General features: G+C 41.2%; 26 protein-coding genes, 1 pseudogene and 1 riboswitch. Of the genes and pseudogenes, 18 read left to right on the top strand and 9 right to left on the bottom strand.

What is annotated here, in order from left to right; genetic code table 11:
• Positions 1-12: 12 nt before the first annotated feature.
• Positions 13-666, bottom strand: coding sequence for a TerD family protein (locus tag NST24_RS14220; protein ID WP_039168327.1), 654 nt, complete (start codon positions 664-666; stop codon positions 13-15).
• A 246-nt stretch (positions 667-912) separates the two neighbouring features.
• Here NST24_RS14220 and ytkD point away from each other — a divergent pair, with 246 nt between their 5' ends.
• Positions 913-1,389 carry an RNA deprotection pyrophosphohydrolase gene (ytkD, locus tag NST24_RS14215; protein WP_041093357.1) on the top strand — a complete coding sequence of 159 codons (477 nt, stop codon included), beginning with the start codon at positions 913-915 and terminating at the stop codon, positions 1,387-1,389.
• Between the two features lie 30 nt (positions 1,390-1,419).
• Here ytkD and NST24_RS14210 read toward each other — a convergent pair whose 3' ends face one another.
• Genes NST24_RS14210 through NST24_RS14200 form a run of 3 tightly spaced genes read right to left on the bottom strand, consistent with a single transcriptional unit; the run spans position 1,420 to position 3,988 of the window.
• Positions 1,420-2,214 (bottom strand): ABC transporter permease, encoded by a 795-nt coding sequence (locus NST24_RS14210; RefSeq protein WP_007501924.1) that lies wholly within the window; start codon positions 2,212-2,214, stop codon positions 1,420-1,422.
• Positions 2,201-2,971, bottom strand: a complete 771-nt coding sequence (locus NST24_RS14205) for an ABC transporter ATP-binding protein (protein ID WP_008342956.1) — start codon at positions 2,969-2,971, stop codon at positions 2,201-2,203. Before NST24_RS14205 ends, NST24_RS14210 begins: the two co-directional genes overlap by 14 nt.
• Positions 2,972-2,986: 15 nt before the next feature.
• Positions 2,987-3,988 (bottom strand): ABC transporter substrate-binding protein, encoded by a 1,002-nt coding sequence (locus NST24_RS14200; RefSeq protein ID WP_041093363.1) that lies wholly within the window; start codon positions 3,986-3,988, stop codon positions 2,987-2,989.
• A gap of 174 nt (positions 3,989-4,162) precedes the next feature.
• Here NST24_RS14200 and NST24_RS14195 point away from each other — a divergent pair, with 174 nt between their 5' ends.
• Genes NST24_RS14195 through NST24_RS14170 form a run of 6 tightly spaced genes read left to right on the top strand, consistent with a single transcriptional unit; the run spans position 4,163 to position 9,299 of the window.
• Complete coding sequence (locus NST24_RS14195) at positions 4,163-4,891, top strand: carotenoid biosynthesis protein (protein WP_138278910.1); 729 nt, start codon at positions 4,163-4,165, stop codon at positions 4,889-4,891.
• The gene (locus NST24_RS14190; RefSeq protein ID WP_008342962.1) at positions 4,860-5,606 is read left to right on the top strand and encodes a lysophospholipid acyltransferase family protein; all 747 of its coding nucleotides are present in this window, start codon (positions 4,860-4,862) and stop codon (positions 5,604-5,606) included. Before NST24_RS14195 ends, NST24_RS14190 begins: the two co-directional genes overlap by 32 nt.
• Complete coding sequence (locus NST24_RS14185; RefSeq protein ID WP_342461915.1) at positions 5,591-6,718, top strand: glycosyltransferase; 1,128 nt, start codon at positions 5,591-5,593, stop codon at positions 6,716-6,718. The genes NST24_RS14190 and NST24_RS14185 overlap by 16 nt, the downstream gene beginning before the upstream one ends.
• The gene (gene crtI / locus NST24_RS14180; protein ID WP_096881765.1) at positions 6,715-8,196 is read left to right on the top strand and encodes a phytoene desaturase family protein; all 1,482 of its coding nucleotides are present in this window, start codon (positions 6,715-6,717) and stop codon (positions 8,194-8,196) included. Before NST24_RS14185 ends, crtI begins: the two co-directional genes overlap by 4 nt.
• Before the next feature lie 26 nt (positions 8,197-8,222).
• Positions 8,223-9,017, top strand: a complete 795-nt coding sequence (locus NST24_RS14175; protein ID WP_017367901.1) for a prolyl oligopeptidase family serine peptidase — start codon at positions 8,223-8,225, stop codon at positions 9,015-9,017.
• A 39-nt stretch (positions 9,018-9,056) separates the two neighbouring features.
• A complete protein-coding gene (locus NST24_RS14170) occupies positions 9,057-9,299 on the top strand; it encodes a DUF2584 domain-containing protein (RefSeq protein WP_017358362.1) in 243 nt (80 codons plus the stop codon).
• A gap of 39 nt (positions 9,300-9,338) precedes the next feature.
• Here NST24_RS14170 and pckA read toward each other — a convergent pair whose 3' ends face one another.
• A complete protein-coding gene (gene pckA / locus NST24_RS14165) occupies positions 9,339-10,925 on the bottom strand; it encodes a phosphoenolpyruvate carboxykinase (ATP) (RefSeq protein ID WP_342461914.1) in 1,587 nt (528 codons plus the stop codon).
• Between the two features lie 226 nt (positions 10,926-11,151).
• Positions 11,152-11,286, top strand: a riboswitch (SAM riboswitch).
• Between the two features lie 195 nt (positions 11,287-11,481).
• On the opposite strand from pckA, the gene metK reads away from it, so the two are divergent.
• Together metK and asnB are read left to right on the top strand one after the other, a co-directional pair.
• The gene (metK, locus tag NST24_RS14160) at positions 11,482-12,684 is read left to right on the top strand and encodes a methionine adenosyltransferase (RefSeq protein WP_008342973.1); all 1,203 of its coding nucleotides are present in this window, start codon (positions 11,482-11,484) and stop codon (positions 12,682-12,684) included.
• Positions 12,685-12,832: 148 nt separating this feature from the next.
• Complete coding sequence (asnB, locus tag NST24_RS14155) at positions 12,833-14,731, top strand: asparagine synthase (glutamine-hydrolyzing) (RefSeq protein WP_342461913.1); 1,899 nt, start codon at positions 12,833-12,835, stop codon at positions 14,729-14,731.
• 141 nt (positions 14,732-14,872) lie between these two features.
• Here the strand turns inward: asnB and NST24_RS14150 are convergent, their stop codons facing one another.
• Positions 14,873-15,388 (bottom strand): gamma carbonic anhydrase family protein, encoded by a 516-nt coding sequence (locus tag NST24_RS14150; RefSeq protein WP_008342977.1) that lies wholly within the window; start codon positions 15,386-15,388, stop codon positions 14,873-14,875.
• A gap of 45 nt (positions 15,389-15,433) precedes the next feature.
• On the opposite strand from NST24_RS14150, the gene NST24_RS14145 reads away from it, so the two are divergent.
• The 3 genes from NST24_RS14145 (at position 15,434) to NST24_RS14135 (ending at position 18,330) form a co-directional block, all read left to right on the top strand.
• Positions 15,434-16,213 (top strand): alpha/beta hydrolase, encoded by a 780-nt coding sequence (locus NST24_RS14145; RefSeq protein ID WP_019743683.1) that lies wholly within the window; start codon positions 15,434-15,436, stop codon positions 16,211-16,213.
• A gap of 29 nt (positions 16,214-16,242) precedes the next feature.
• Positions 16,243-17,322, top strand: coding sequence for a tetraprenyl-beta-curcumene synthase family protein (locus NST24_RS14140; protein ID WP_017358359.1), 1,080 nt, complete (start codon positions 16,243-16,245; stop codon positions 17,320-17,322).
• A 231-nt stretch (positions 17,323-17,553) separates the two neighbouring features.
• Positions 17,554-18,330 (top strand): sporulation protein, encoded by a 777-nt coding sequence (locus tag NST24_RS14135; RefSeq protein ID WP_342461912.1) that lies wholly within the window; start codon positions 17,554-17,556, stop codon positions 18,328-18,330.
• Positions 18,331-18,349: 19 nt separating this feature from the next.
• Here NST24_RS14135 and NST24_RS14130 read toward each other — a convergent pair whose 3' ends face one another.
• Both NST24_RS14130 and NST24_RS14125 read right to left on the bottom strand, forming a co-directional pair.
• Positions 18,350-18,928 (bottom strand): class I SAM-dependent methyltransferase, encoded by a 579-nt coding sequence (locus tag NST24_RS14130; RefSeq protein WP_342461911.1) that lies wholly within the window; start codon positions 18,926-18,928, stop codon positions 18,350-18,352.
• The gene (locus tag NST24_RS14125) at positions 18,925-19,890 is read right to left on the bottom strand and encodes a TIGR01212 family radical SAM protein (protein WP_017358356.1); all 966 of its coding nucleotides are present in this window, start codon (positions 19,888-19,890) and stop codon (positions 18,925-18,927) included. The genes NST24_RS14130 and NST24_RS14125 overlap by 4 nt, the downstream gene beginning before the upstream one ends.
• A 152-nt stretch (positions 19,891-20,042) precedes the next feature.
• On the opposite strand from NST24_RS14125, the gene NST24_RS14120 reads away from it, so the two are divergent.
• Both NST24_RS14120 and NST24_RS14115 read left to right on the top strand, forming a co-directional pair.
• Complete coding sequence (locus tag NST24_RS14120) at positions 20,043-20,318, top strand: YtzC family protein (protein WP_017367895.1); 276 nt, start codon at positions 20,043-20,045, stop codon at positions 20,316-20,318.
• Positions 20,319-20,455: 137 nt separating this feature from the next.
• Positions 20,456-20,788: a hypothetical protein gene (locus NST24_RS14115; RefSeq protein WP_058337251.1), complete on the top strand. Its 333-nt coding sequence runs from the start codon at positions 20,456-20,458 to the stop codon at positions 20,786-20,788.
• A 35-nt stretch (positions 20,789-20,823) separates the two neighbouring features.
• Here the strand turns inward: NST24_RS14115 and NST24_RS14110 are convergent.
• A pseudogene (locus NST24_RS14110) lies at positions 20,824-21,002 on the bottom strand (IS1595 family transposase); the annotation flags it as partial.
• 186 nt (positions 21,003-21,188) lie between these two features.
• On the opposite strand from NST24_RS14110, the gene NST24_RS14105 reads away from it, so the two are divergent.
• Genes NST24_RS14105 through NST24_RS14090 form a run of 4 tightly spaced genes read left to right on the top strand, consistent with a single transcriptional unit; the run spans position 21,189 to position 23,626 of the window.
• Positions 21,189-21,368, top strand: a complete 180-nt coding sequence (locus tag NST24_RS14105) for a hypothetical protein (RefSeq protein ID WP_008342991.1) — start codon at positions 21,189-21,191, stop codon at positions 21,366-21,368.
• A gap of 17 nt (positions 21,369-21,385) precedes the next feature.
• Positions 21,386-21,778: a GntR family transcriptional regulator gene (locus NST24_RS14100; RefSeq protein WP_019743690.1), complete on the top strand. Its 393-nt coding sequence runs from the start codon at positions 21,386-21,388 to the stop codon at positions 21,776-21,778.
• Positions 21,771-22,649, top strand: coding sequence for an ABC transporter ATP-binding protein (locus NST24_RS14095; protein WP_007501894.1), 879 nt, complete (start codon positions 21,771-21,773; stop codon positions 22,647-22,649). Before NST24_RS14100 ends, NST24_RS14095 begins: the two co-directional genes overlap by 8 nt.
• Entirely contained in the window at positions 22,643-23,626 is a 984-nt protein-coding gene (locus NST24_RS14090; RefSeq protein ID WP_342461910.1) for an ABC transporter ATP-binding protein, read from the top strand. Before NST24_RS14095 ends, NST24_RS14090 begins: the two co-directional genes overlap by 7 nt.
• The last annotated feature ends 21 nt before the right edge of the window (positions 23,627-23,647 follow it).

The raw sequence follows: 23,647 nt of genomic DNA, 5'->3' as shown, positions 1-23,647 counted from the left end.
TCCTTTTCTTTGTCAAGATGTGAATCCGTAGATGCGGCATAGGTCGTTTAAATCAAGGGTCGTACCTTGTCCGGTAGCGGTGATTTTCCATTCGTTCTCAACTCTCGTTAGTTCAGCACAAATGATGGATGTACAAAATGAATAATCCTCTGTTAACTGAAAGGTACAAATCTCCTGTTGTGTGATTTGATCTGAAAGGCGCAAGTAGGCATTGGTCACCTGTCCAAAATGATGTGCCCGCTCGTGTGCATCATGTATCGTGGCTGTTACGACGATTTTCTGAATATCGGGTGAGACTCTGCTCAGCTGCATAATGATGATCTCATTGTCCCGATGGCCTCCGCCGACCTGATGATCACCTAGATGGCGAACAGCTCCATCTAAGCTTTGCTGCTGATGATAATAGATCAGGTGTTTTGGAGACAGAAGCTTGTCCTCTTCATTTAAGAGAAACACTTGCGTATCTAAATCAATTGGCTGACCAGATAAGTCCCAGCCAAGTCCGATATGAATTTGATCTACATTTGGATTGTCTTTTGTTAAATCTAACTTTTGTCCTTTCATGAGGTGTTTCTTCACTGCCTCAAGAGAAGCGTCTTCTTTCTCATGTTGCCTCATTGGCCATGCTTTGTTATTTTCTTGTTTTGATCCATTTGTGATGCTCATGTTGGTTTCCTCCTCGTCTGTGTAGGACAAACACTTATTGATTTACGTCATCATGGGCAAAAGGTTTCATGATTAAAATGGGATGAGGATGGAGATGATAAAAAGGTTTTAGCAAGAATACTTATTTTACATACAGACGAGATAGAAGCACTTGTTTGTTTCACTTTTCATAAAAATTCTTCAGAGAAATGTGATCTGTGGTATGATGTTTTACAAGAAGCAAGGACAGGATATGAGGGATTTCACATGCATGTATTTAAAGACTATTATCATAATACGGTCAAGCTCTCTTTTGAAGAGCAGCCTTTTTCAAGTCATCCTAAGCATGTTTGGGCTATTTGCCGCTATCAAGGAAAATGGCTACTTACAGAACATGAGGATCGAGGCTACGAGTTTCCAGGAGGGAAAGTAGAGCCAAATGAAGAAGCAGATCAAGCCGCTATACGAGAGATTCACGAAGAGACGGGTGCTGTTGTTCGTGAATTAACGTATATTGGTCAATATCAGGTGCTTGGCAGAGAGAAAGTCATTGTCAAAAATATTTATTTCGCCGATATTGAAAGGCTCGTCAAGCAGGACACGTATTTTGAAACGAAAGGACCCGTTCTTTTCGCAGACTTACCAAGATCCATCGCAAAAAATAAAAATTTCAGTTTTATTATGAAAGATGATGTCTTAAGGAAAAGTATGGCTTATTTAGAAAAGAACGGTTTGATTCGTTAAAAAAAGCGTAGGGAAATGACCCTGCGCTTTTTATTTTTGCAGAAAACGGCGTTCCAGCCATTCAACAAGCTGATACATGATGGTGGCGAAGACGGCGATAATGAAAAGACTTAAGAACACGAGTGTAAAGTTGAAGACTTGAAAGCCATAGATGATCATATAGCCGAGTCCTTTTGAGGAAACAAGGAATTCTCCCACAATGACCCCAACCCAAGAAAGACCAACATTGACCTTAATGGCAGAGATCATCGTTGGAATACTTGCTGGTAAAATGACCTCACGGAAGACCGTTCTTTTTTTCGCGCCAAAGGTTTTCATGACTTTTAAATAATTCTCATCGACTTCTTGAAAGGCTGTATAAATGACGATGGTGGTAATGATCACACTGATAATGGCACCCATCGCGACAATGCTGATCATGCCTGGTCCAAGGGCAACAATTAAAATGGGGGCGAGAGCGACTTTCGGCATCGCATTTAAAATAACCAAATAAGGATCAAGTACATTTGCAAGACGGGTGGACCACCATAAGGCGGCGGCTAATAAAATGCCGCAAAAAGTACCAAGTAGAAAGCCGAGCACTGTTTCAAATAGCGTAATGCTCATATGATTAATTAATGAACCATCTGATAATTTTTGTACAAACAATTGGCAGACGGCAGATGGTGAACTGAAAATGAGCGGGTCAATCAGTCTGAAATGGCTCGCAAGCTCCCAAAGCGAAAAGAAACTGGCGAAAATGATCAACTGGTAGACTCGCGTCATGCGTTTTTCCATTCGAACTTTTTTTCGATAGGCTTCATGTAAAAGATCACTGTGTTTCAACTGTCTTCAGCTCCTTCCAAATCGTTTGAAAGAGCTCTTGGAAACTTGCTGTCTGTCTCGCTTCAAAAGGAGAGAGCGTCCTCAGATCATCGGGAACGGTAAACATTCGCTGGATAGAGCCGGGATGCTTTGAGAATAAGAAAATACGATCACTCATCGCAATGGCTTCGCCGATGTCATGCGTGACAAGAACAGCCGTTTTTTGGTAGTTTTTTAATGTGTGAAAGACGAGATCTTCTAATGTCAGTTTCGTCTGGTAATCTAGTGCTGAAAATGGCTCATCTAGCAGAAGCAGACCGGGATCAACTGCAAGCGTTCGGGCGAGAGCCGCACGCTGCCTCATCCCGCCTGACAGCTCCTTCGGGTATTTTTCTTCGACATCATTGAGTCCAAGCTTTGGCAGTAAGCTAAGGGCAGCTGAGGTGGCTTCATGTGAATCTTGTTTTGCAATTTTTAACCCGAGAATGACATTTTCCTTGATCGTTTTCCATGGGAACAAATAATCTTGCTGGAGCATATAACCGATTTGATGCTCCTGTTGATTCGGTTCTTTTCCTTCGATTAAAATTCGACCTTCAGAGGGTGGCGTAATGCCTGCGATGATGGAAAGCAAGGTTGTTTTCCCGCAGCCGCTAGGACCAATAAATGAGATGAATTCACCTTGAGTGATCTCCATATTGATGTGCTGTATGGCCGTTGTTTTTTCTTTTAAAGAGAAGTATGTGTGGGTCACATGGTCAATTTGAAGGAAAGACATGTGCTACCTCCTGTTCTATTTGTGATCTGTGACCTTCTTGGCAATGGATGAATCGACAAGTTGTTTGTACGGGATAAATTCCGGCAGTTCACCACTTGCCTTCATGATTTCCTGTAATTTGTTCCATTCCTCTTCATTTAGAAGGGGATCTGTTGCATAGGAGTTCTGCTGTTTGTAACGTTTGATAGCTGTTGATAAGACATCAAGGTCTGTATCAGGAAATTGAGATTGGATTGTCTTGGCAATCTCCTCTGGGCTCTTTGTTTTGACCCATTTTTGCGCTTTGTAAATGGCACGGGTAAAGGCTTCAGCTGTCTCTTTGTTTTCTTCTAAGTAACTCTTCTTTGCCATAAAGGTGGTATAAGGCACCTTGCCGGAAGCCTCACCAAAGGAGGCGGTAATGTACCCTTTGCCTTCTTTTTCAATTAAGGAAGCTGTCGGTTCGAATAACTGCACAAAATCGCCAGTTCCAGAGGAAAAAGCACCTGAAATGTTGGCAAAATCAATATTTTGAATCATGCGAAGATCTTGTTTCAAATCAATGCCTTCTTTTTTCAGGACATATTCACCGACCATTTGCGGCATGCCGCCTTTCCGTTGTCCGAGAAAGTCTTTTCCTTTCAATTGATCCCAAGAAAATTGATTGATTTTTTCCCTTGAAACAAGAAATGTACCGTCTGTTTGTGTCAGCTGTGCAAAGTTCATGACAGAGTCTTTCGTGTCTTGTGCTTCCACATAAATAGAAGATTCAGATCCGGTCAGAGCGATATCAGCGCCGCCGGATAAGAGAGCTGTCATTGTTTTATCGCCGCCCCAAGTGGTTTTTAATTCAACCTCTAAGCCTTCATCTTTGAAAAATCCTTCGGATAGGGCGACATAAAGCGGTGCATAAAAGACCGAATGGGTCACCTCGGCTACTTGTACGGTCTGCTCTTGGTCTTTTTTACAGGCGACAAATGGAATAAAGAGCAGGACAACGAATATGAATGCCAGTCTGACTTTAATGGAACGATTCAAGAGTAATTCGCCTCCTTTGTTCTAGATCACTAATTAAAGTATGTCAAAAGGGATTTTTGGTGAGTGCCTAGATGAAATAAGAAGCGCATTGTTTATTTATAGAACGTGTCTTTTTTTCTATACTAGAAGCATGAATGCTTTCTTGAATTTGGCAGAAATAAAAGGAGCGGTTTCATGTATAGATTGAGTTGGGTATTTGTTGGTTGGTATGTAGTAGGTCTTATTTTAATGGTCTTTTTTGAAGTGCCGGCATGGCTTCAGTTTGCGAATGGTATCTTTCTTGTGCTTTACGCCTGCTGCGTCATTGAGATTGGCCGAAATATTTACGGGGCATGGAGCTTTGTGATCGTAAGAGCAGCCATTGTGGGTGTGTTGACGTTTACAGTTGAATGGGTGGGGATCACAACTGATTTTCCATTTGGGGCCTATGATTATTATCCGACACTTGGATTTCTTGTGGCGGGAGTGCCTTTGACGATCGCTTTTGCATGGGTTGGTGTGTTTTTAAATAGTCTTTTTTTATCAAGACAACAATCGAAGTGGAAACGAGCCGTCGAAACGGGTATATGGATTGTACTGCTTGATCTCATATTAGATCCGGTAGCGGCTGAACGAAAGTTTTGGGTGTGGTATGACGGCGGAGGTTTCTTTGGTATCCCTTTTGAGAATTTTGTCAGCTGGGGTATCATTGGAGCAGGACTTTCATTTCTGTTCCCGCTTATATCAATTGATCAGCAGGCATTGCGCTGGAATGGGCGTATTTATCAGGCCATGGTGTTCTTCTTTGGTCTTTTAGCATTAAAGGGCGGGCTGGATGTCATTTTTTATTTAGCACTGATCATTGTCATCTTGTGTGAAGGAAGGGTTCGATTTGAAAGAAAGCGACAAAAACCGATCGTTTAGACGACTCTTTTATTTTTATCTTGAACGATATTTACTGAACAAACATTTTCGCTGTGTCATGATGAAAGGTACGGTTGACCCAAAGGAGAAGCATCCTGTTCTTTATCTTGCTAATCACAGTTCATGGTGGGATGGACTGATCATTTTTCTTTTAATAGAACAAATGTCTGAGCTGGATCATGCCATGATGATGGAAGAGAAGCAGTTGAAGCAATATGCTTTTTTTCAAAAACTTGGTGCATTTCCAGTTCATAAAGAGAAGCTGAAAAGTGTCAAGCAGGCATTAATGACCGCAAAGGAGAAGATGGAGGCTGGCGGGGCTGTGTGGCTCTTCCCGCAGGGGAAAATTATGCACCAAGACATAAGGCCGCTTGAACTGGAAGGCGGAGCTTCTTTTTTAGTCAGGCAATTTGAGCAGGTCGTCATCAAACCTGTGACGCTGCATTATACATTTAATCAATTTCAAAAACCAACGGTATCGGTTGAATTTGGAGAAGATGTCCTGGTAGCTGGCGGATCACTTCGCAGTAAGGAAGTAACAAGTTTACTTGGAGACCTGCTTGAAACACAGTTAAACGCACATCAAGCACAGGTTATTGCTGATCCAGATTTTTCAACAAACGAACAATTTAGGCAGGTGACAAGGACAAGCCGGTCAACTAGTGATGCGTTTGATTCCTTTAAAAAGTGGGTGAAAACATGGCGGTCTTCTTAATTGTCATCAGTGTTTTGCTGCTCTGCCAATTGATGTTTACGATTTGGAATATGAAGCAATTTCCTGTACTCAAGCCAGCATCTCTTTCACCTGATGAACCCATTTCATTATCGATCCTCATTCCAGCGAGAAATGAAGAAAAACGGCTGGAAGCCTGCCTTCAGTCGATTGTTGATCAGCGTCTCCATCCGAAAGAGTTGATCGTGCTGGATGATCACTCGACAGATCAGACGAGAATGATTGCAGAGGGCTTCGCAGAGACATATCCATGGATTCGTGTGCAGTCAGGTCAAGTATTGAAGCGCGGGTGGCTTGGAAAATCATATGCTTGTTCCCAGCTTGCTGAGGCAGCATCTTCTGATTGGTTGTTATTTTTAGATGCAGATGTCCGCTTAAAACAAGGAGCTATTGAAGCGGTGTACAAGCAGTTATGCATACAAAAAACGGGCATGCTTTCAGGTTTCCCAGAGCAAAAAACGGGAACGCCTTTTGAGCATCTTGTTGTTCCTATGATGATGTTTACGATTGGCTGTCATCTGCCAGTGAAGTGGGTCAAAACATCTCAACATCCTGCTTTTGCCGCAGCACATGGCGGCTTTATTGCCATTGAAAAGAACTGTTATCACGAAATAGGTGGTCATGAAGCGATCAAGGATTCTCTTGTGGATGATATGGCTTTGGCTAAACGAGTGAAAGCGAAGGGCTTTCCGTTCACACTGGCAAGTATTCATTCTTTTGTCTACATGAGAATGTATGAGAGTGGACAGGAAGTATGGGAAGGATATCGGAAAAATTTGTTCCCGGGAGTGAATCGAAACATTGCTTTGTTAAGCAGTGTCTTTTGTTTATACTCCGTCCTTTATGTAGTTCCTGTTATTTGCTTTATGATCGCACTGATTCATTTTGATGTGGTCAATCTCTGTTTAGCCCTTCTTTGCTACGGGCTGGGTGTATCCATTAAAGCGGTCATTGATATCGAAAATGGAAGAACGTCTACGATGGCCTTTTTATTGCCTGTCAGTATCATGAGCCTGATTGCCATTGGTTTTGCTTCTATGAAAATTGGGCTGAAAAAAGAAGGCTATGAATGGAAAGGAAGAAGGTACGAATGAAAAAAGTGATCATTATTGGCGGCGGACTTGGCGGGTTATCGGCTGCGATTCGCTTACAGTCACGCGGTTTCCAGGTCACCATTTTAGAAAAAGAAGCTTCTTTAGGCGGGAAATTACAACGCCATCAAGCGTCTGGCTACTCTTTTGATTTAGGACCGAGTACCATTACAATGAAGGCGTATTTTGAGGAAGTATTTACCTCCTGTCATAGACGAATGGAGGATTATGTGACGTTTTATCCGATTTTCCCCCTTACTAAAAACGTTTTTTCAGATGGACATACGGTCGAGTTTACGCCAGATATTGAGCAAATGGAATCACAAATTGCAGTTTTTAGTCCAGAGGATGCACAGCAATACCGGGCATTTTTACAGGAATCGAAGAAGCTTTTTCAAATGGCAGAGGATCAGTTTTTAAATCGTTTATTATTGACCTGGAAGGATAAAGCGGATGTCAAGCTAATGAAAGCCCTTCTTGCTGTCAAACCTTTTACATCTGTTCAGCGCTTGCTGCGTCAATATTTTCGTCATCCTCATACATTGGCGATGTTTGGCCGGTATGCGACTTACATTGGCTCTTCTCCATACGAGGCACCTGCTATTTTTAATATGATGGCTTATTTAGAAGGAGAAAAAGGCATTTATGGTATTAAGGGCGGTACGTATCGTTTAGTTGAGGCATTTGAGACATTGGCAAAGGAATTGGGTGTCCAAATTCATCTCAATGAATCAGTCAAAAAGATTCATGTAAAGAATAAGCGAATCCAAGGAGTTGAAACGGATCAGCAGTTATATGAAGCAGATCAAGTCATTGCGGGGGCAGATGCACTGACTGTTTATCGCCAATTAATTGATGAAGAAGACCGCCCGAGCTTTGGAAATCAAAAACTGGCAAACATTGAGCCATCGTTATCAGGTTTTGTTCTTTTGTTGGGCGTCCCTAAAGTCTATGAACAACTGTCTCATCACAACGTGTTTTTTCCAGAGAATTATGAACAAGAATTCAAGGATATTTTTCAGAAAAAACAGCTTCCTCATGATCCGACGCTTTACATCTGTTATTCAGGTCATTCAGAGCCAGCTTTAAGCGGAGGACCAGGAAGAAGTAACTTGTTTGTATTGGCCAATGCGCCATATGTGACAAAAGAGCAAAATTGGGACATGCTAAAGGAGACATATGGCCAGCATATGAAAACAAAACTAAAGGAAAAGGGTCTCTTTGATCTTGACCAGCTTGTAGAATTTGAAGCGGTACAAACCCCGCTTGATTTGCAGCAAAAAACGGGAGCGTATCATGGGGCCATTTATGGCATGTCGTCAAACTCATTCAAGCAGGCGTTTTTTCGCATCAATAATCAATCAAAGGATATTGAAGGACTTTGGTTTGTTGGCGGCACAAGTCATCCAGGCGGCGGCACTCCGATGGTGACAAAATCAGGACAGCTCGTCGCAGAGGCCATTATCAAGCATTTGACGTAACACCGAATGAAAAGGAGAGAATTCAAGTGATTGTGGAAAAGAGAAGGTTCCCGTCGCCACATCCGCATATTCACTTATATACAGTGACATATGAGGCCGATGGACTTCGGATGAAGGGGCTGCTCGCTGAACCGGCCGGAGAAGGTCTCTATGACGGTTTTTTATATTTACGGGGCGGCATTAAAAATGTGGGAATGGTTAGACCTGGCCGAATTGTGCAATTTGCTGCGCAAGGGTTTGTCGTCTTTGCGCCCTTCTACCGAGGGAATCAAGGAGGCGAAGGGAACGAGGATTTTGCCGGAGAAGACCGGAAAGATGCATTTGCTGCATTTCAGCTGTTGAAACATCATCAAAAGGTGAAGCAGGAGCGCATTCATATCTTTGGTTTTTCCCGCGGCGGAATTATGGGCATATGGACCGCTGTTGAAATGAAGCATGAGGCCGCTTCCTTTGTGACATGGGGAGGCGTAAGTGATATGAAGCTCACCTATGAAGAACGTGTGGATATGAGAAGAATGATGAAGCGTGTGATAGGAGGTCCTCCGCATAAGGTACCAGAAGCATATGAGGCTAGAACGCCTTTGAATCATGTGCACCAAATTGAAGCACCTGTCCTAATCATTCATGGGGAGCTGGATGAGAATGTATCCATTGAGCATGCCTATTTATTAGAAGATGCACTGCGTCAGCATGGCAAATCTGTGGAAACATGGTATTTTCACGGATATCATCATTATTTCCCGCCACAGCATAACCGGGAGATTGTCAGACGGCTGACGACATGGATGCACAGCCGAAAAGGCGGAAATGTGGTAAAATAAACGGTAGAAAGAAATATAGAAAGTAGGGGGATTTTCATTATGGGAATGCCTGTTGAATTTAATACAATGATTGTCACAAAAGGAAAAGAGACAAGAATTGAAGAAAATGTGTTTGAGCTCATGAAGGAAGGGTACCGCATTTATCCATTAAATATTCCGCTTGAGGTGCGTAAAACGAAAGACGGAGAAAAAACGGGAACAGCACATGTTGAAAAGCTGGAGCTCACAGACAATATCACGAAGGTGACGTACCGTCTTGTGTCATTGCATTCAACGAACTAAAAAAGCTGAGGGAATGAATCCCTCAGCTTTTTCCTTTTGTTAGACGAGTGGTCCGCCTTTTGTTTCAATATCACTTGCTGCATGGCTGAATTTTTTAAAGTTCTTTTTAAATTCATTTGCAAGGAAGTTTGCTTTTTCTTTGTAAGCCTCTTGATCGTCCCATGTTTTAGCAGGCTGAAGCACTTCATCTGGCACTCCTGGAATATGAAGCGGGATGTGTAATCCGAAGATGTCGTCAGTGATCATTTCAGCGTTGTCAAGATCTCCTTCGATCGCTGCCTGCACCATTGCTCTTGTATGAGCAAGATTCATTCGTTTGCCCGTACCGTAGCCGCCGCCAGTCCAGCCTGTATTCACAAGGAATACTTTTGCGCCGTGCTCATCGATTTTTTTACCAAGCATTTCAGCATAGACATGAGCAGGAAGTGGCAAGAATGGTGAACCAAAGCAAGTAGAGAACGTTGTTTCTGGTGACGTCACGCCACGCTCAGTTCCCGCTAATTTACTTGTGTAACCGCTCAAGAAGTGGTACATGGCTTGTTCTTTCGTTAAACGGCTGATTGGAGGTAAAACGCCGAATGCATCAGCTGTTAAAAAGACGATGGCAGATGGGTGACCTGCAATACTTGGTTTCACGATGTTATCAATCATTTCGATTGGGTAAGCCGCACGTGTATTTTCAGTAAAGAATGTGTCATCATAATCTGCTTCACGTGTTTCTTCATCAAGTACTACATTTTCAAGCACTGATCCGAAGCTGATAGCTTTGTAAATTTGTGGTTCTTTTTCTTCACTTAAGTTCACACATTTTGCATAGCATCCGCCTTCAATATTGAAGACACCTGTGTTAGACCAACCGTGCTCATCGTCTCCAATCAGCTTGCGGCTTGCACTTGCAGAAAGCGTCGTTTTTCCAGTACCTGAAAGGCCGAAAAATAAAGCAACATCGCCTTCTTGACCGACGTTAGCAGAGCAGTGCATTGATAAAATATCTTGTTCAGGAAGCAGGTAGTTCATAACAGAGAAAATGGATTTTTTCATCTCTCCTGCATATTCTGTTCCACCGATCAGAATCGTCCGTTTTTCAAAAGAAACGATAATAAACGTTTCAGAGTTTGTGCCATCTGTTTCAGGATCTGCTTTAAAGTGAGGTGCAGATAAGATGGTGAAAGGTTTTTCGTTTGATGATGGTGTTGATCCATCAGGTCTGATGAATAGCTGCTTTGCAAAAAGATTGTGCCAAGCGAATTCATTTACAACTGTAATTGGCATACGGTATTTTTCGTCAGCACCGGCAAAACCATCAAAGACAAATAGTTCATCACGTTCTTTTAAGTATGACACAACCTTTGTATATAAACGATCAAATGCCTCTTTCGAGATCGGCTGATTGACTTGACCCCAATCAATTTTATGTTCAGAGCTTTCTTCTTTTACGATGAATTTATCTTTAGGCGAACGTCCAGTGTAGGCACCCGTTGTGGCGCGCACAGCACCAGTTGAAGTTAAAACGCCTTCATTACGTGCCAAAATCTTTTCAACAAGTTTCGGAACAGATAAATTTTGGTGCGTATTTTCTAATGAGAGCAATGACTGCAAATCTTCTTTTAAATCCACTGAGTTCATAAAAAAACCCTTCCTTTACCGTTGAATTTGTTTGTTTTGATTAGTATAACACATTGATAATAATAGTCTATACTATTTAAACATTTTTGTGTGTGTTTTTTCATTTCTGCTATGAAAATATGCTTTTTGGTGATGCTAATGATGAGGTGAAAAAAAGGGGAGATAATTCCTATGAACCATTGACATGACGCAAGGGTTTAAGATAAGATATCTTATTGAACGGATACTCTTATCCCGAGTTGGTGGAGGGACAGGCCCGATGAAGCCCAGCAACCGGTTTCTTATGAAAAAGGCATGAACATGCTGAGAAACCAAGGTGCTAACCTGATGCAAGGTACAAGAACACCTTGAGCGATAAGAGTGAAAGGCATGCGATCTCAGACCCTTTCCTCGCAATGAAGGAAATGGTTTTTTTATTTTTGGGATATCATATGAACAAATTGCCAATAACATCTCTAATATAAACATGTTGAAATATAAGAGGGAACGAGTTCCGTATCATATTGGAGGCCTCATCTTGGGATGATGTGGTCTTGTACAGGAGGAAATAGCCATTATGAGTCAAAATCGTCGTTTATTTACTTCAGAATCAGTGACCGAAGGACATCCAGATAAAATCTGTGATCAAATTTCAGACAGCATTTTGGATGAAATTTTAAAGAAAGATCCAAATGCACGTGTTGCCTGTGAAACTTCTGTAACAACCGGTCTCGTATTAGTAAGCGGTGAGATTACAACGTCTACTTATGTCGACATTCCAAAGACGGTGCGTGACACGATTAAGGAAATTGGCTACACACGTGCGAAATATGGTTTTGATGCGGAAACATGTGCGGTTCTTACATCAATTGATGAACAGTCTGCTGATATTGCGCAAGGTGTAGACAAAGCGCTTGAAGCACGTGAAGGAACAATGACTGAAGAAGAAATTGATGCGATCGGTGCAGGTGACCAAGGTTTGATGTTTGGTTTTGCAAACAACGAAACTGAAGAGCTTATGCCACTGCCGATTTCTCTTGCACATAAATTATCTCGCCGTTTAACAGAAGTACGCAAGAATGAAACACTTGCATACCTTCGTCCAGACGGAAAAACTCAAGTAACAGTTGAATATGATGAACAAAACAAACCAGTTCGTATTGATACGGTGGTTATTTCTACACAGCATGCACCAGAAGTGACGCTTGAACAAATTCAAAGCGACTTAAAAGAGCATGTCATCCGCCCTGTCGTTCCAAGTGAACTGATCGATGAAGAAACAAAATACTTCATCAACCCAACAGGCCGCTTTGTTATCGGTGGACCTCAAGGGGATGCTGGTTTAACTGGACGTAAAATCATCGTTGATACTTATGGCGGGTATGCTCGTCACGGTGGCGGTGCTTTCTCTGGTAAGGATGCAACGAAGGTTGACCGTTCGGCAGCATATGCGGCTCGCTATGTAGCGAAAAACATCGTAGCAGCTGGTCTTGCAGATTCATGTGAAGTGCAGCTTGCTTATGCAATTGGTGTTGCACAGCCTGTCTCCATTTCAATTGATACATTTGGAACAGGAAAAGCCTCTGAAGAGAAATTAATTGAAGTGGTACGTGCAAACTTTGATCTTCGTCCAGCTGGCATTATTAAAATGCTTGACTTACGTCGTCCGATCTATAAACAAACCGCTGCATACGGACACTTTGGCCGTCATGACTTGGATCTTCCATGGGAAAAAACGGATAAAGCCGACACGCTTCGCAAGGAAGCATTAGGAGAATAACAACATACAAAACCGCTTATTTTAAGCGGTTTTCCTTTTGATTAAAAAAAATTCTACAAAAAGCGTAAAAATGTGAAACAAAATTGGACAAAATACTGTCTAATTATAGGTCTACTTTTAAGAAATAACATAACGTGGAGGCAATAATATGTGTGGGTTTGTTGGTGTATTTAATCACCGTCCATTGTCCGAAACTACTAAGCAGGAAGAGTTAATTAAGCAAATGAATCGTCTCATCGTTCATCGAGGTCCGGATGATGAGGGGTACTTTCATGATGAGCATGTAGGATTTGGATTTAGACGTTTAAGTATTATAGATGTTGAACACGGAAAGCAGCCGCTTTCTTATGAAGATGAAAAATATTGGATTATTTTCAACGGAGAAATTTATAACTATGTGGAGCTGAAAGAAGAGCTTGTGAAAAAAGGCTATACGTTCAGCACAGATTCTGATACGGAAGTCCTTCTTGCCACATATCGCCACTATAAAGAAGAAGCGGCATCGAAGCTTCGGGGGATGTTTGCATTTTTAATTTGGGATAAAGAAGCGCAGTTATTATATGGCGCAAGAGATCCTTTCGGCATTAAACCGCTCTATTTTACACAAATGGATGACCAAGTGTACTTTGCTTCTGAACGCAAAAGCTTAATGGCTGTGAATGAGAACATTTTATTTGATGAGACTGCTTTGCAGCAGTACATGTCTTTTCAGTTCGTTCCTGAGCCAAATACACTTGATCAAAAAGTGCACAAAGTTGAGCCAGGTCATCAGTTTACACTGCGTCCAGGCCAAGACATTGCATTTAAGACTTACTGGAAAGTTCAATTCAAACCTGAACAAACACAAGAGCAGAAATTAGTAGAAGAAGTACGTGATGCTATCTATGATTCTGTAAAAGTCCATATGAGAAGTGATGTGCCTGTTGGTTCATTCCTATCAGGCGGGATCGATTCTTCTTTCATCGTGTCAGTCGCAAAGGAATTTCACCCTGAACTGAAGACATTCTCTGTTGGTTTCCAGCAGGATGGATTCAGTGAAGTGGATGTAGCAAAAGAAACAGCTGATAAGCTGGGATTGCAAAACTTTAGTGCTGTGATTTCTCCTGAGGAATATATGAATGAGCTTCCGAAGATCGTCTGGCATTTAGATGATCCTTTGGCTGATCCAGCGGCGATTCCATTGTATTTCGTAGCAAAAGAAGCGAAAAAACAAGTCACAGTTGTTCTTTCAGGTGAGGGAGCAGACGAGCTATTCGGTGGATATAATATTTACCGTGAGCCGCTATCTCTAAAGCCTTTTGAATCTGTACCATCCATGCTGAAAAAGCTTCTTCTTCGTCTGGCTCGTTTAATGCCAGAAGGAATGAAAGGGAAAAGCTTTATCGTTCGCGGCTGTACGCCATTGGAGGAACGTTATATCGGCAATGCGAAAATCTTTGAAGAGCCAGTGAAGAAAAACCTCTTAAAGCAGTATGATCCGAACATCACGTATCGTGACGTGACGAAAACATACTTCGAGGAAAGTGCAGGCTACAGTGATATTAACAAAATGCAATATGTTGATATCCATACGTGGATGCGCGGGGATATCCTGCTGAAAGCAGATAAGATGACAATGGCGAATTCTCTTGAGCTTCGTGTTCCATTCCTTGATAAGGTCGTATTTGAAGCAGCTTCTAAAATTCCAGAAGAGTTGAAAACGAAAGACGGTACAACGAAATATTTATTGCGTAAAGCAGCAGAAGGCATTGTGCCGGACCATGTGTTAAACCGTAAAAAACTAGGTTTCCCTGTGCCAATTCGTCATTGGCTGAAAAATGAGATGAACGCTTGGGCGAAAGATATCATTAAAAACAGTCAGACAGATGAATACATTAACAAGGCATATGTTCTTGATTTATTAAATGATCATTGTGCTGGAAAAGCAGATCATAGTCGTAAGATTTGGACTGTCCTGATCTTTATGATCTGGCATAGCATCTATGTAGAGCGCAGCATTGATCCAGAGCAGTTGAATCACCAGCCGAAAGAAGTTATTTTTAGCTAATGAAAAAGGTTTTCAGCTTTGTGCTGAAAACCTTTTTTGTCATGATAGAAAGTAGTGGAAAAGGGTAAAATAACAAGCGGTACACAGTTATTGCTTAATATCCTGAAAAAAACATGATAAAGTGAAGATACATGTATGATGTTAACGCGATAAAAGGGAACGATAGTATTGTCCTTTTTCTACATATTCTCTGCGGATACGATCCATGTCTTGGATATCTTCATCTGTTAACTGGCGAACGACTTTGGCTGGACGGCCAAAAGCAAGTGAACCTTTTGGGATGACTTTTCCTTGCGGGACAAGGCTACCTGCACCAATAAAGGCTCCTTCGCCAATTTCCGCACCATCGAGAATGATGGATCCCATGCCAATGAGGGCATTTTTTCGAATGATAGAGCTATGTAATGTGACTTGGTGTCCAATGGTAGCACCATCTTCAATAAGAAGTGTTTTTCCAGGACTTTGATGCAGACAGGATAAGTCTTGAATGTTGACGTTTTTTCCAATTCTGACAGGAGCTACATCGCCTCTAATGACCGTTTGGAACCAAACGCTTGAATATTCTCCAATTGTGACATCACCTGTAATGGTGGCGTTTTCTGCAACAAAGACCGATTCATGAATCTCAGGTGTAAACTGATGATATGGATAAATCACTTTTTCGACTTCCTTTCTTAATACAACATTTGTGAGGTGTTTACTTTGTGGACTTGGCATGCTGAAAGACCGGTTGGTACAATTGTCATTGTACATGGTGCTAGTGAATATCATGGCCGATATAAATGGCTGATCGAAATGTGGCGAAATGCAGGCTATCACGTCGTCATGGGTGACCTGCCTGGGCAGGGGACATCGACACGTGCGAGAGGCCACATTCGTTCTTTTCAAGAATACATTGATACAGTCGATGAATGGATTGAACATGCGAAGTCGTTCAGACTTCCGACATTTTTACTTGGACATAGTATGGGGGGACTGATTTCGATTGAATGGTTCAAGCAGTATACCCATACGAAGATTGATGGCCTTATTTTATCATCACCTTGTTTAGGTCTGCAATTTAAACCGAAGAAGCTGATGGATTTTGCGTCAAAAGGGCTAAATGTGCTGGCGCCGTCTTTTAAAGTCGAATCTGGGCTGTCGATTGAACTTGCCACACGGAATCAAGATGTGATAGAGGCAGATTCGAATGATTCGCTTTATGTGACGAAGGTGTCGGTTCGCTGGTATCGAGAACTGGTGAAAAATATCGATGCGGCGATGCAGCCTACGAATGTTTTTCGGTCGATTCCACTCCTGCTCATGCAGGCAGGCGATGACAAGATTGTAGATAAAACAAGAGTGATGAAATGGTTCAATGGCATTGAATCAACCAATAAATCATACCGTGAATGGGAAGGGCTTTATCATGAAATTTTTAATGAGCCCGAGCGAGAAGATGTGTTTAAGGCGGCAAGAGCCTTTACTGATCAATATATTTGATTGTGAGCTTAAGTTGGGGGTGGATTGATTTGTCAGTACCAGAACGTCCTTTTGCACTGATGACGAAGGTGTATAAAGATATTTTTCCGCTAGTTCATCAGGAGCTAAAAAAGTGGCGGGCTCATGCAGAAATGATTGAAAACGAAGAACTGAGAACGCAGGCACTAGCGAGCATATCCAGTAAAACCTTCCACTGTGAAGGCGGGGGAATTTTATCTCTTCTTGCAGGTGAAGCGAAGGAAACGTGTATTGAATTCATTGTGGCGTACCAAACGATTAGCGATTACTTAGATAATTTGTGTGACCGCAGTACATCACTTGATCCAAAGGATTTTCATATGCTGCATCAAGCGATGAGAGATGCACTCGATATTCATGCGGAGCTTAAGCCGTATTATCAATTCCGTGATGATCAAGAGGATCATGGGTACCTGCATGCGCTAGTCAGGACGTGCCAAGATGTGCTGTCACGTCTAGCACATTATCCGATCATTCAGCCCTATTTACATACGCTGTGTGATTATTATAGTGATTTACAAGTACATAAGCATGTGGTTCCTCATGAGCGTGAACCTCGATTAGAGTCATGGTTCCGCCAGTATGAAAAGGATTTACCGAAGATGGAGTGGTATGAGTTTTCCGCATGTGCAGGATCAACGCTGGGCATTTTCTGTCTTGTGGCTTATGCACTGCAGCCTGATTTTACAGAGAAGCAGGCGAAGCAAATTTACGAAAGCTATTTCCCTTATATTCAAGGTCTGCACATCTTACTGGACTATTTAATCGACCAAGAAGAGGACAGGCTGGAAGGCGATTTGAATTTTTGCTCGTACTACAACTCTCATCATGAGATGATGGATAGACTACAGCATTTTATTGAAAAAGCGGATGAACAGCTGAAAGGTATTCCACACGAGAATTTTCACAAACTAATCAATAGAGGGTTACTTGCGGTCTATTTGTCTGATGAAAAAGTGACAGCTCAAAAAGAGATGAACAAGTTGGCAAAGCGGTTGATCAAATCAAGCGGGAAAACATCGTTCTTTTTCTATATCAATGGCAGAGCCTATCGAACCTATCAGAAAATGCCTTGGATGAAATCTTCTTAACGTATAAAATAAGCTCATCAGCTTGTAGAAAATGTTTTTCTACAAGCTTTTTTGTTTTGAACTGTTTCGCTTTGGAACATGTACAGTTCTTTTATGATTACAATCCTCTTATTTGCTGCCGATATTATTCTTAGTGTACGAAAAATAGGAGAAAAGTATGAATTGAATGAATCGTATCTACTCCTTATGACGTATATTTGTTGAAAAACTTAAAAAAGGGGAAGGTCGAATATGTCGTTTTTTAAAAAGTTTGTAGCAAGTGTAGGAATCGGTGCAGCAAAAGTGGATACAATTTTGGAGAAAGATGCGTATGAACCGGGAGAAGAAGTAAAGGGAACAGTCCATGTGAAGGGCGGAAAAGTGCCTCAAGATATTCGCTATATTGATTTAAAGTTGAAAACATGGTACACCATTGTAAAAGATGATGAAGAGCAACGAAAACACACAACCATCCATTCTGTCCGAGTGACTGAATCATTCACGATTCAGCCTGCGGAAGCTCATCAGTTTACATTCTCGTTTCACCTTCCTCTTGATACACCAATGACTGTAGGTAAAGTAGAGGTGGCTGTTGTGACAGACCTTGATATTCAAGGTGGTATTGATAAATCTGATCATGACCGCATTTTTGTAAGCGCGCACCCGTGGGTGAAACGTGTGCTTGAAGCTGTTGGAAACTTAGGCTTTCACCTTCATGAAGCAGACTGTGAAGAAGCACCTTATTTCAGGCGCCGCCTTCCCTTTGTTCAAGAGTTTGAGTTCATACCGACTTCCGATTATTATCGTCAAATGCTTGATGAGTTAGAGGTGATTTTCTTCATTGATAAAGAGGGGCTAGATATCATTTTTGAAGTTGACCGCAGAGCAAGAGGGCTGCGTGGCTGGCTGGAAGAAATGTATAATGACGGAGAACAGCTTGTACGTGTCCGCTTTACTCGATCAGAGCTTGCAGATGCAGAAGAGCTAGAAGTAGTGCTTGAAGAAATCATTGACCAATACGCTTATTAAATAATAAAACTCAAATCCATTAAGAGGATTTGAGTTTTTTTTCGATGGCTACCACAAAGGGCGGATCGTTTTGAATATTCATGTATTGATAAGATATCACCTGTATTTCTTCGTGATGGAGTGTTTTGCAATAATCAAGAAGGATGTCCTTCTCTTTTTTTCCTTCGGGGTGCCCGTGGTAAATCACAAGAACGATCAGACCTCCAGGCTTAAGCCAATCCATGAGCTGTTTGATCGCTTCAATGGTTGTATGGGCCTGAGTTGTGACGGTTTTATCGCCTCCTGGTAAGTACCCAAGATTGAACACTGCACCAGATATGTGACCATAAGCATCCGCTGGCAGATGCTCAGCAAGTTGTTCATGTCCGTCATGGATCAGGTGAACGTTTGGATAGTGCTCACCAAGTCTTTTGCTTGTTTGCTCAATGGCTTCCTTCTGTACATCGAATGCGAAAACTTGTCCATCTCTCCCGACAAGGTCAGCTAAATAGCGTGTATCATGGCCATTTCCCATCGTTGCATCAATGACAATATCGCCTTTTTGACAAGCACGTTCTAACAGTTCTTTACTAAAAGGGAGCATCCGTTTTAAAATCATTTTGCCGCTTCTTCCAATCTGACGAAGCGTTTGCCCTGGTAGCTGTTACGTCTTTCAAGCTCAGCATTAATGGCATTGAGCACTTCCCATTTATTCACACTCCACATTGGACCTACCATTAATTCAATGGGACCATCGCCTGTAATACGATGAATAATCATTTCTGGGGGCAGGATCTCCAGCTGATCACAGACAAGCTGGACATATTCCTCTTGGCTGAGAAACTCTAGTTTGCCTTTCTCATATTGCTTTACCATCGGTGTTCCTTTTAACAGGTGAAGTAGATGAATTTTAATTCCTTGCACATCTAAATCAGCGACAGCTTTTGCTGTCTCCATCATCATATCTCGGTTTTCAAGAGGAAGACCGTTGATGATATGTGAACAGACTCGAATGCCATGTTTTCGCAGTTTTTCTACACCTTCTACGTAGCATTCATAATCATGGGCACGGTTGATGAGCATCGCTGTCCGCTCATGTACAGTTTGTAGACCAAGTTCAACCCATAGATATGTCCGTTCGTTTAACTCAGCTAAATATTCCACGACGTCATCTGGCAGACAATCAGGTCTTGTGGCAATCGATAAACCAACCACTCCATCCAGATTCATGACGGTTTCGTATTTTTCTTTTAAAACAGGAAGCGGCGCATGTGTGTTTGTGTAAGCTTGGAAATACGCCATGTATTTTCCATCTTTCCATTTTGTATGCATCCGGTCCTTGATTTCATTAAATTGAGTGATGAGATCATCCGCCCGGTTCCCTGCAAAATCACCAGATCCTGCTGCGCTGCAAAATGTGCAGCCTCCATGTGCGACAGTACCATCACGGTTTGGACAATCAAAGCCGCCGTCTAATGCGACTTTAAATACTTTATGACCAAAGTGCTCACGCAAATGATAATTCCATGTGTGATAACGTTTTTCGCTGTTTGAATATAAAAAAGGGTTATGCTGATCCAAGTCAGTAACCTCCTTGCATAATAATAGGCATCCATAAAGTTTAACAAAAATCACGAAAGAGGACAATTGAATCTGTCCAACATTTTCTTTAGTGAAAAAGCTTTACGTGGGCAAAATAGGCGAGAGCAATGATGAAATGGAGGGATGGCTAGATGGCAACTAGAAAATCAATCGATGAATTTGTCCAAAAAAGCACTGAGACTCTTGAGTTTGCAAGCGAACAGTTTGATTTGAGCTCTCGCCAAGAACATTATAACGTAGAAGAATTTTCAAAAGCGCAGCTCATGCTTGAGGATGCGGTGAATGAATTAGAAAAGTTAAAAGATGTCGCCAATGATCAGCAAAGAGAACGTTTAGACAGAACGCGTGTACAAATTCAAAGTCTGCAAAACCAAATGATTTTAGGTATTTCATACGAGAACGAATGATGAACAGATCCTTCTTTTAAGGGTCTGTTTTTATTTTTTGGCTGTTTTCGCAAAGTTGTTTTTGGATAAATAGGTTTTTATTCTGTTAAAGTATGTTATATATAGAAATTGCAAATATCTTCAAGGGGGTAGAAGAAATGTGGGAGACTCTTCCTGATTGGTTTTGGGCATTATATTACTTGTTTTTCTTAGCAACATTAGGAACCGCAATATTCAGTGTTGTGAAAAATAAACATAGGGGATTGTCCATTCTAACCATTGTATTTACTGTTACAATTCCGATTATTAGCCTGATAAATAGCATTGGTAGAGTAGAAGGAATGAATGAATTTGAACACTTATTTAGTCAATTGCGACAGGGTGCAGTTTGGTCTATCTTTACAGTTATAGGCTATATATTTTTATTAGTATGGTGGGTGCTAATCCTGTTCAAAAGCAAGTCCAAAAACAAAGTAATAGTATCTAATTAAAACATTGTAGAGACCTCAATATTCGGGGTCTTTTATTATGCACTTTGACACGCTAAAACAAGCATTTGCTCTACTCGTTTTTCAAATGCTACATTCTTTTCCTTATCAAGCCATCGGAACCAGCAGAGGTAGTTTTCCGAATATTTTGTTGCAACTCCTTAAAACGCTCCATCCACTTTTTCAGGCGATTATGAAAGTTATTAACGTGTTGAACACCCTAAATCAGAAGAAAACCTGACTTCACGAATGCTTTTGAGTAGTTTCGTAAATTTTATCTGGTTCGTCTGCCTATTTTTTTCTAGAGTCCCTTGACTTTTCAATCAAGTGTCTATATTGTATTAAGTGTACTACATCAACTAATACACTATAGACACTTAAACGTGAAGAAAGGTGTTTAACCATGAAAAAAGAAAAAAAACCAATCAATTTAAAGTGGATGGTGCTGGCTGTTGCGTTAGCATGTACATTTTTTTTCGTTCTCGTTTTCATTGGTTTTGAAGTTCAAAAAGATTTTATTCCAAATTCGGTCCCTTTAATGCAAGGACATGATCAAGCGATAGGACTGCAAAAGCATGAATGAGAAAAGAGGGAGCCATCATGATTCAAATAGATCCAAGAAGCGCTGCACCAATATATGAACAAATCATTGAGCAGTTAAAAATTTTGTGCTTAAAAGGCGTGATGAAACCAGGTGACAAACTGCCCTCTGTGAGAGAGCTTGCCACCATTATTATTGCGAATCCAAACACCGTCAGCAAAGCGTATAAAGAGCTTGAACGGGAAGGAATTATTGAAACATTAAGAGGCCGTGGAACGTATGTGACAGAAGGTGCACAGTTAAAGCTGAATGAAGGGAAGGTGTTAGAGATGAAGGAGCAATTAAGGCAACTCATTATTGAAGCTCATTATGCCGGTATTGATATTCATCAACTCAAAGAGTGGCTGGAGGAGATCGGCTCAAGTCTAAAAGGAGGAAAACAAGTTGATTGAGGTCAGAAATGTATCAAAGAAATTAAATGGACGCGAAGTACTCAGCAACGTTTCCTTCAAGATAGGCGAAGGAGAGATCTTTGGTCTGCTTGGCCGGAATGGCTCTGGTAAAACAACACTTCTTCGCTTGATTCAGCAAATTCTTCTTCCAGATGAAGGAGAGATTTATTTTAAAGATGTACTCGTAAAAGACCACCCGTTAGTGAAGCAAAATATTGTGTATATGCCAGTCGTAAATCCCTACTTTGACCGGTACAATTATGGACAGCTTGTGAAGCTGTTAAAACAACTGTATCCAAAGTTTGACGTGACATATGCCAATGAGCTTGTGAACCGGTATGAGATTCCGGAAAAAGTGAAATACCGTGAATTGTCGACAGGTTTAAAGAAACAGCTGTCTCTCATTTTAAGTTTTGCCATCAAACCAGCAGTCATTTTGTTAGATGAGCCGACAGACGGGATTGATGCAGTCACAAGAAATGACGTTCTTCAGCTGATGATTGACGAGGTGGCAGAACGACAAACAACGATTTTAATTACATCTCACCGTTTAGAGGATATTGAGCGTATGTGTAACCGAATCGGGTTTTTGGAAGGAAATCAGCTCACAAGTGTTATGGATTTAGATGAATTAAAGAATGACTACGTTAAAATCCAGATGGCATTTGAAGAGGATATGAACTTAAGTATTAGAAAAAAAGGCGTTGCCATTTTAGATCAAGCAGGTGTGTTCTATACAGCACTTGTACTCAAAACAGATGAAGAAGCAAAAGAGTATTTGAAATCGCTTGAACCAAAAGTTTGGCATGAACTGCCTGTGAATTTAGAAGAAGTATTCATTGCGAAGTTTGGAGGGAAACGTAGATGGTAAAGCGGCAATTGTTATATAAGGAATGGAAGCAGTCTGAGCTGACTTTCATTTTAGTGATGCTTGTTGCGGTCTTTGCGACGCCATTATCCCTCTTAATGGAGTACTCAACCTTTCAAGATTGTTTGAATAACCGAGACTGTCTAATGGATACAACAACATTCACTTATATTTTTAAGACGGACGCATTTCTCTCACTTTCATGGGTCATGGGAATATTTTTTGCTGTGATTCAGCTAGGATTTGAAAGAAATAAAGGGCAGATGGACTTTACCGTATCCTTGCCGTTTAGTAGAAGTTCCATCTTTCATACAAAGTTTTTCTTAGGTGCAGGAATCATTACAAGTGTTCATGCTGTTTCATACCTTCTCATTTATTTATTAAAATTAGGTCTTGGGCCAATAGAGACACCTGGATTTAACAGTCTTTATGTTTCTGCACTGTTGTCAGCCTTGATGATCTATAGTTTGTTTTTTGCAGCAGGTGCTTTAACAGGGAGTGCTATTTCTCAAGCAATCGTTGGATTTAGTACAGCTATTTTACCTTACTTAGTGATTGGTTTACCAATCCTTCATTTAGATTTTATCTTTAAAACAAGCGGGATGTGGCTGGATAAAATCTTTAATTTTTTGATCACGCCCATTTCCCCCATTACTTATATTACAGCTAACAGTTTTTATCAGGAATATCCGCTTTGGTTCAATGGTGAAGAATACATCGTTCCAATTGTCATGATGTTGCTATTTTACCTTATTGGCTTGTTTAGCTTTATTAAACATCCAATTGAACGAAATGGCCGATTCTTCCTTTATTCAATAATGGATCGCCCAATTCAAATTATGGTGATCGTGTTTGGCGTCTTAGGGTTTGGCTGGGTTGGTTTCTCCTCAGATTCATTAATTGGATATTTTGTTGGTATGTGCATCGGTGGAGCTGTAGGTGCACTGACGAGTTATTTTTTAATCTATCGAAAAAGATAAACAGAGAGCAGGGGAGTAGAG

The sequence above is a fragment of the Bacillus sp. FSL R5-0286 genome, from assembly GCF_038593245.1.
Classification (GTDB): Bacteria; Bacillota; Bacilli; order Bacillales; family Bacillaceae; genus Bacillus; species Bacillus altitudinis.
This window is presented reverse-complemented; position numbering and strand designations above follow the sequence as displayed.

Coding starts and splice junctions, on each gene's coding strand:
- NST24_RS14090 (WP_342461910.1), top strand. CDS start 22,643: ATGGTAAAGCGGCAATTGTTATATAAGGAATGGAAGCAGTCTGAGCTG.
- crtI (WP_096881765.1), top strand. CDS start 6,715: ATGAAAAAAGTGATCATTATTGGCGGCGGACTTGGCGGGTTATCGGCT.
- NST24_RS14185 (WP_342461915.1), top strand. CDS start 5,591: ATGGCGGTCTTCTTAATTGTCATCAGTGTTTTGCTGCTCTGCCAATTG.
- NST24_RS14130 (WP_342461911.1), bottom strand. CDS start 18,928: ATGATTTTAAAACGGATGCTCCCTTTTAGTAAAGAACTGTTAGAACGT.
- metK (WP_008342973.1), top strand. CDS start 11,482: ATGAGTCAAAATCGTCGTTTATTTACTTCAGAATCAGTGACCGAAGGA.
- NST24_RS14120 (WP_017367895.1), top strand. CDS start 20,043: ATGGCAACTAGAAAATCAATCGATGAATTTGTCCAAAAAAGCACTGAG.
- NST24_RS14195 (WP_138278910.1), top strand. CDS start 4,163: ATGTATAGATTGAGTTGGGTATTTGTTGGTTGGTATGTAGTAGGTCTT.
- NST24_RS14100 (WP_019743690.1), top strand. CDS start 21,386: ATGATTCAAATAGATCCAAGAAGCGCTGCACCAATATATGAACAAATC.
- NST24_RS14135 (WP_342461912.1), top strand. CDS start 17,554: ATGTCGTTTTTTAAAAAGTTTGTAGCAAGTGTAGGAATCGGTGCAGCA.
- NST24_RS14170 (WP_017358362.1), top strand. CDS start 9,057: ATGGGAATGCCTGTTGAATTTAATACAATGATTGTCACAAAAGGAAAA.
- pckA (WP_342461914.1), bottom strand. CDS start 10,925: ATGAACTCAGTGGATTTAAAAGAAGATTTGCAGTCATTGCTCTCATTA.
- NST24_RS14205 (WP_008342956.1), bottom strand. CDS start 2,971: ATGTCTTTCCTTCAAATTGACCATGTGACCCACACATACTTCTCTTTA.
- asnB (WP_342461913.1), top strand. CDS start 12,833: ATGTGTGGGTTTGTTGGTGTATTTAATCACCGTCCATTGTCCGAAACT.
- ytkD (WP_041093357.1), top strand. CDS start 913: ATGCATGTATTTAAAGACTATTATCATAATACGGTCAAGCTCTCTTTT.
- NST24_RS14105 (WP_008342991.1), top strand. CDS start 21,189: ATGAAAAAAGAAAAAAAACCAATCAATTTAAAGTGGATGGTGCTGGCT.
- NST24_RS14220 (WP_039168327.1), bottom strand. CDS start 666: ATGAGCATCACAAATGGATCAAAACAAGAAAATAACAAAGCATGGCCA.
- NST24_RS14115 (WP_058337251.1), top strand. CDS start 20,456: ATGTGGGAGACTCTTCCTGATTGGTTTTGGGCATTATATTACTTGTTT.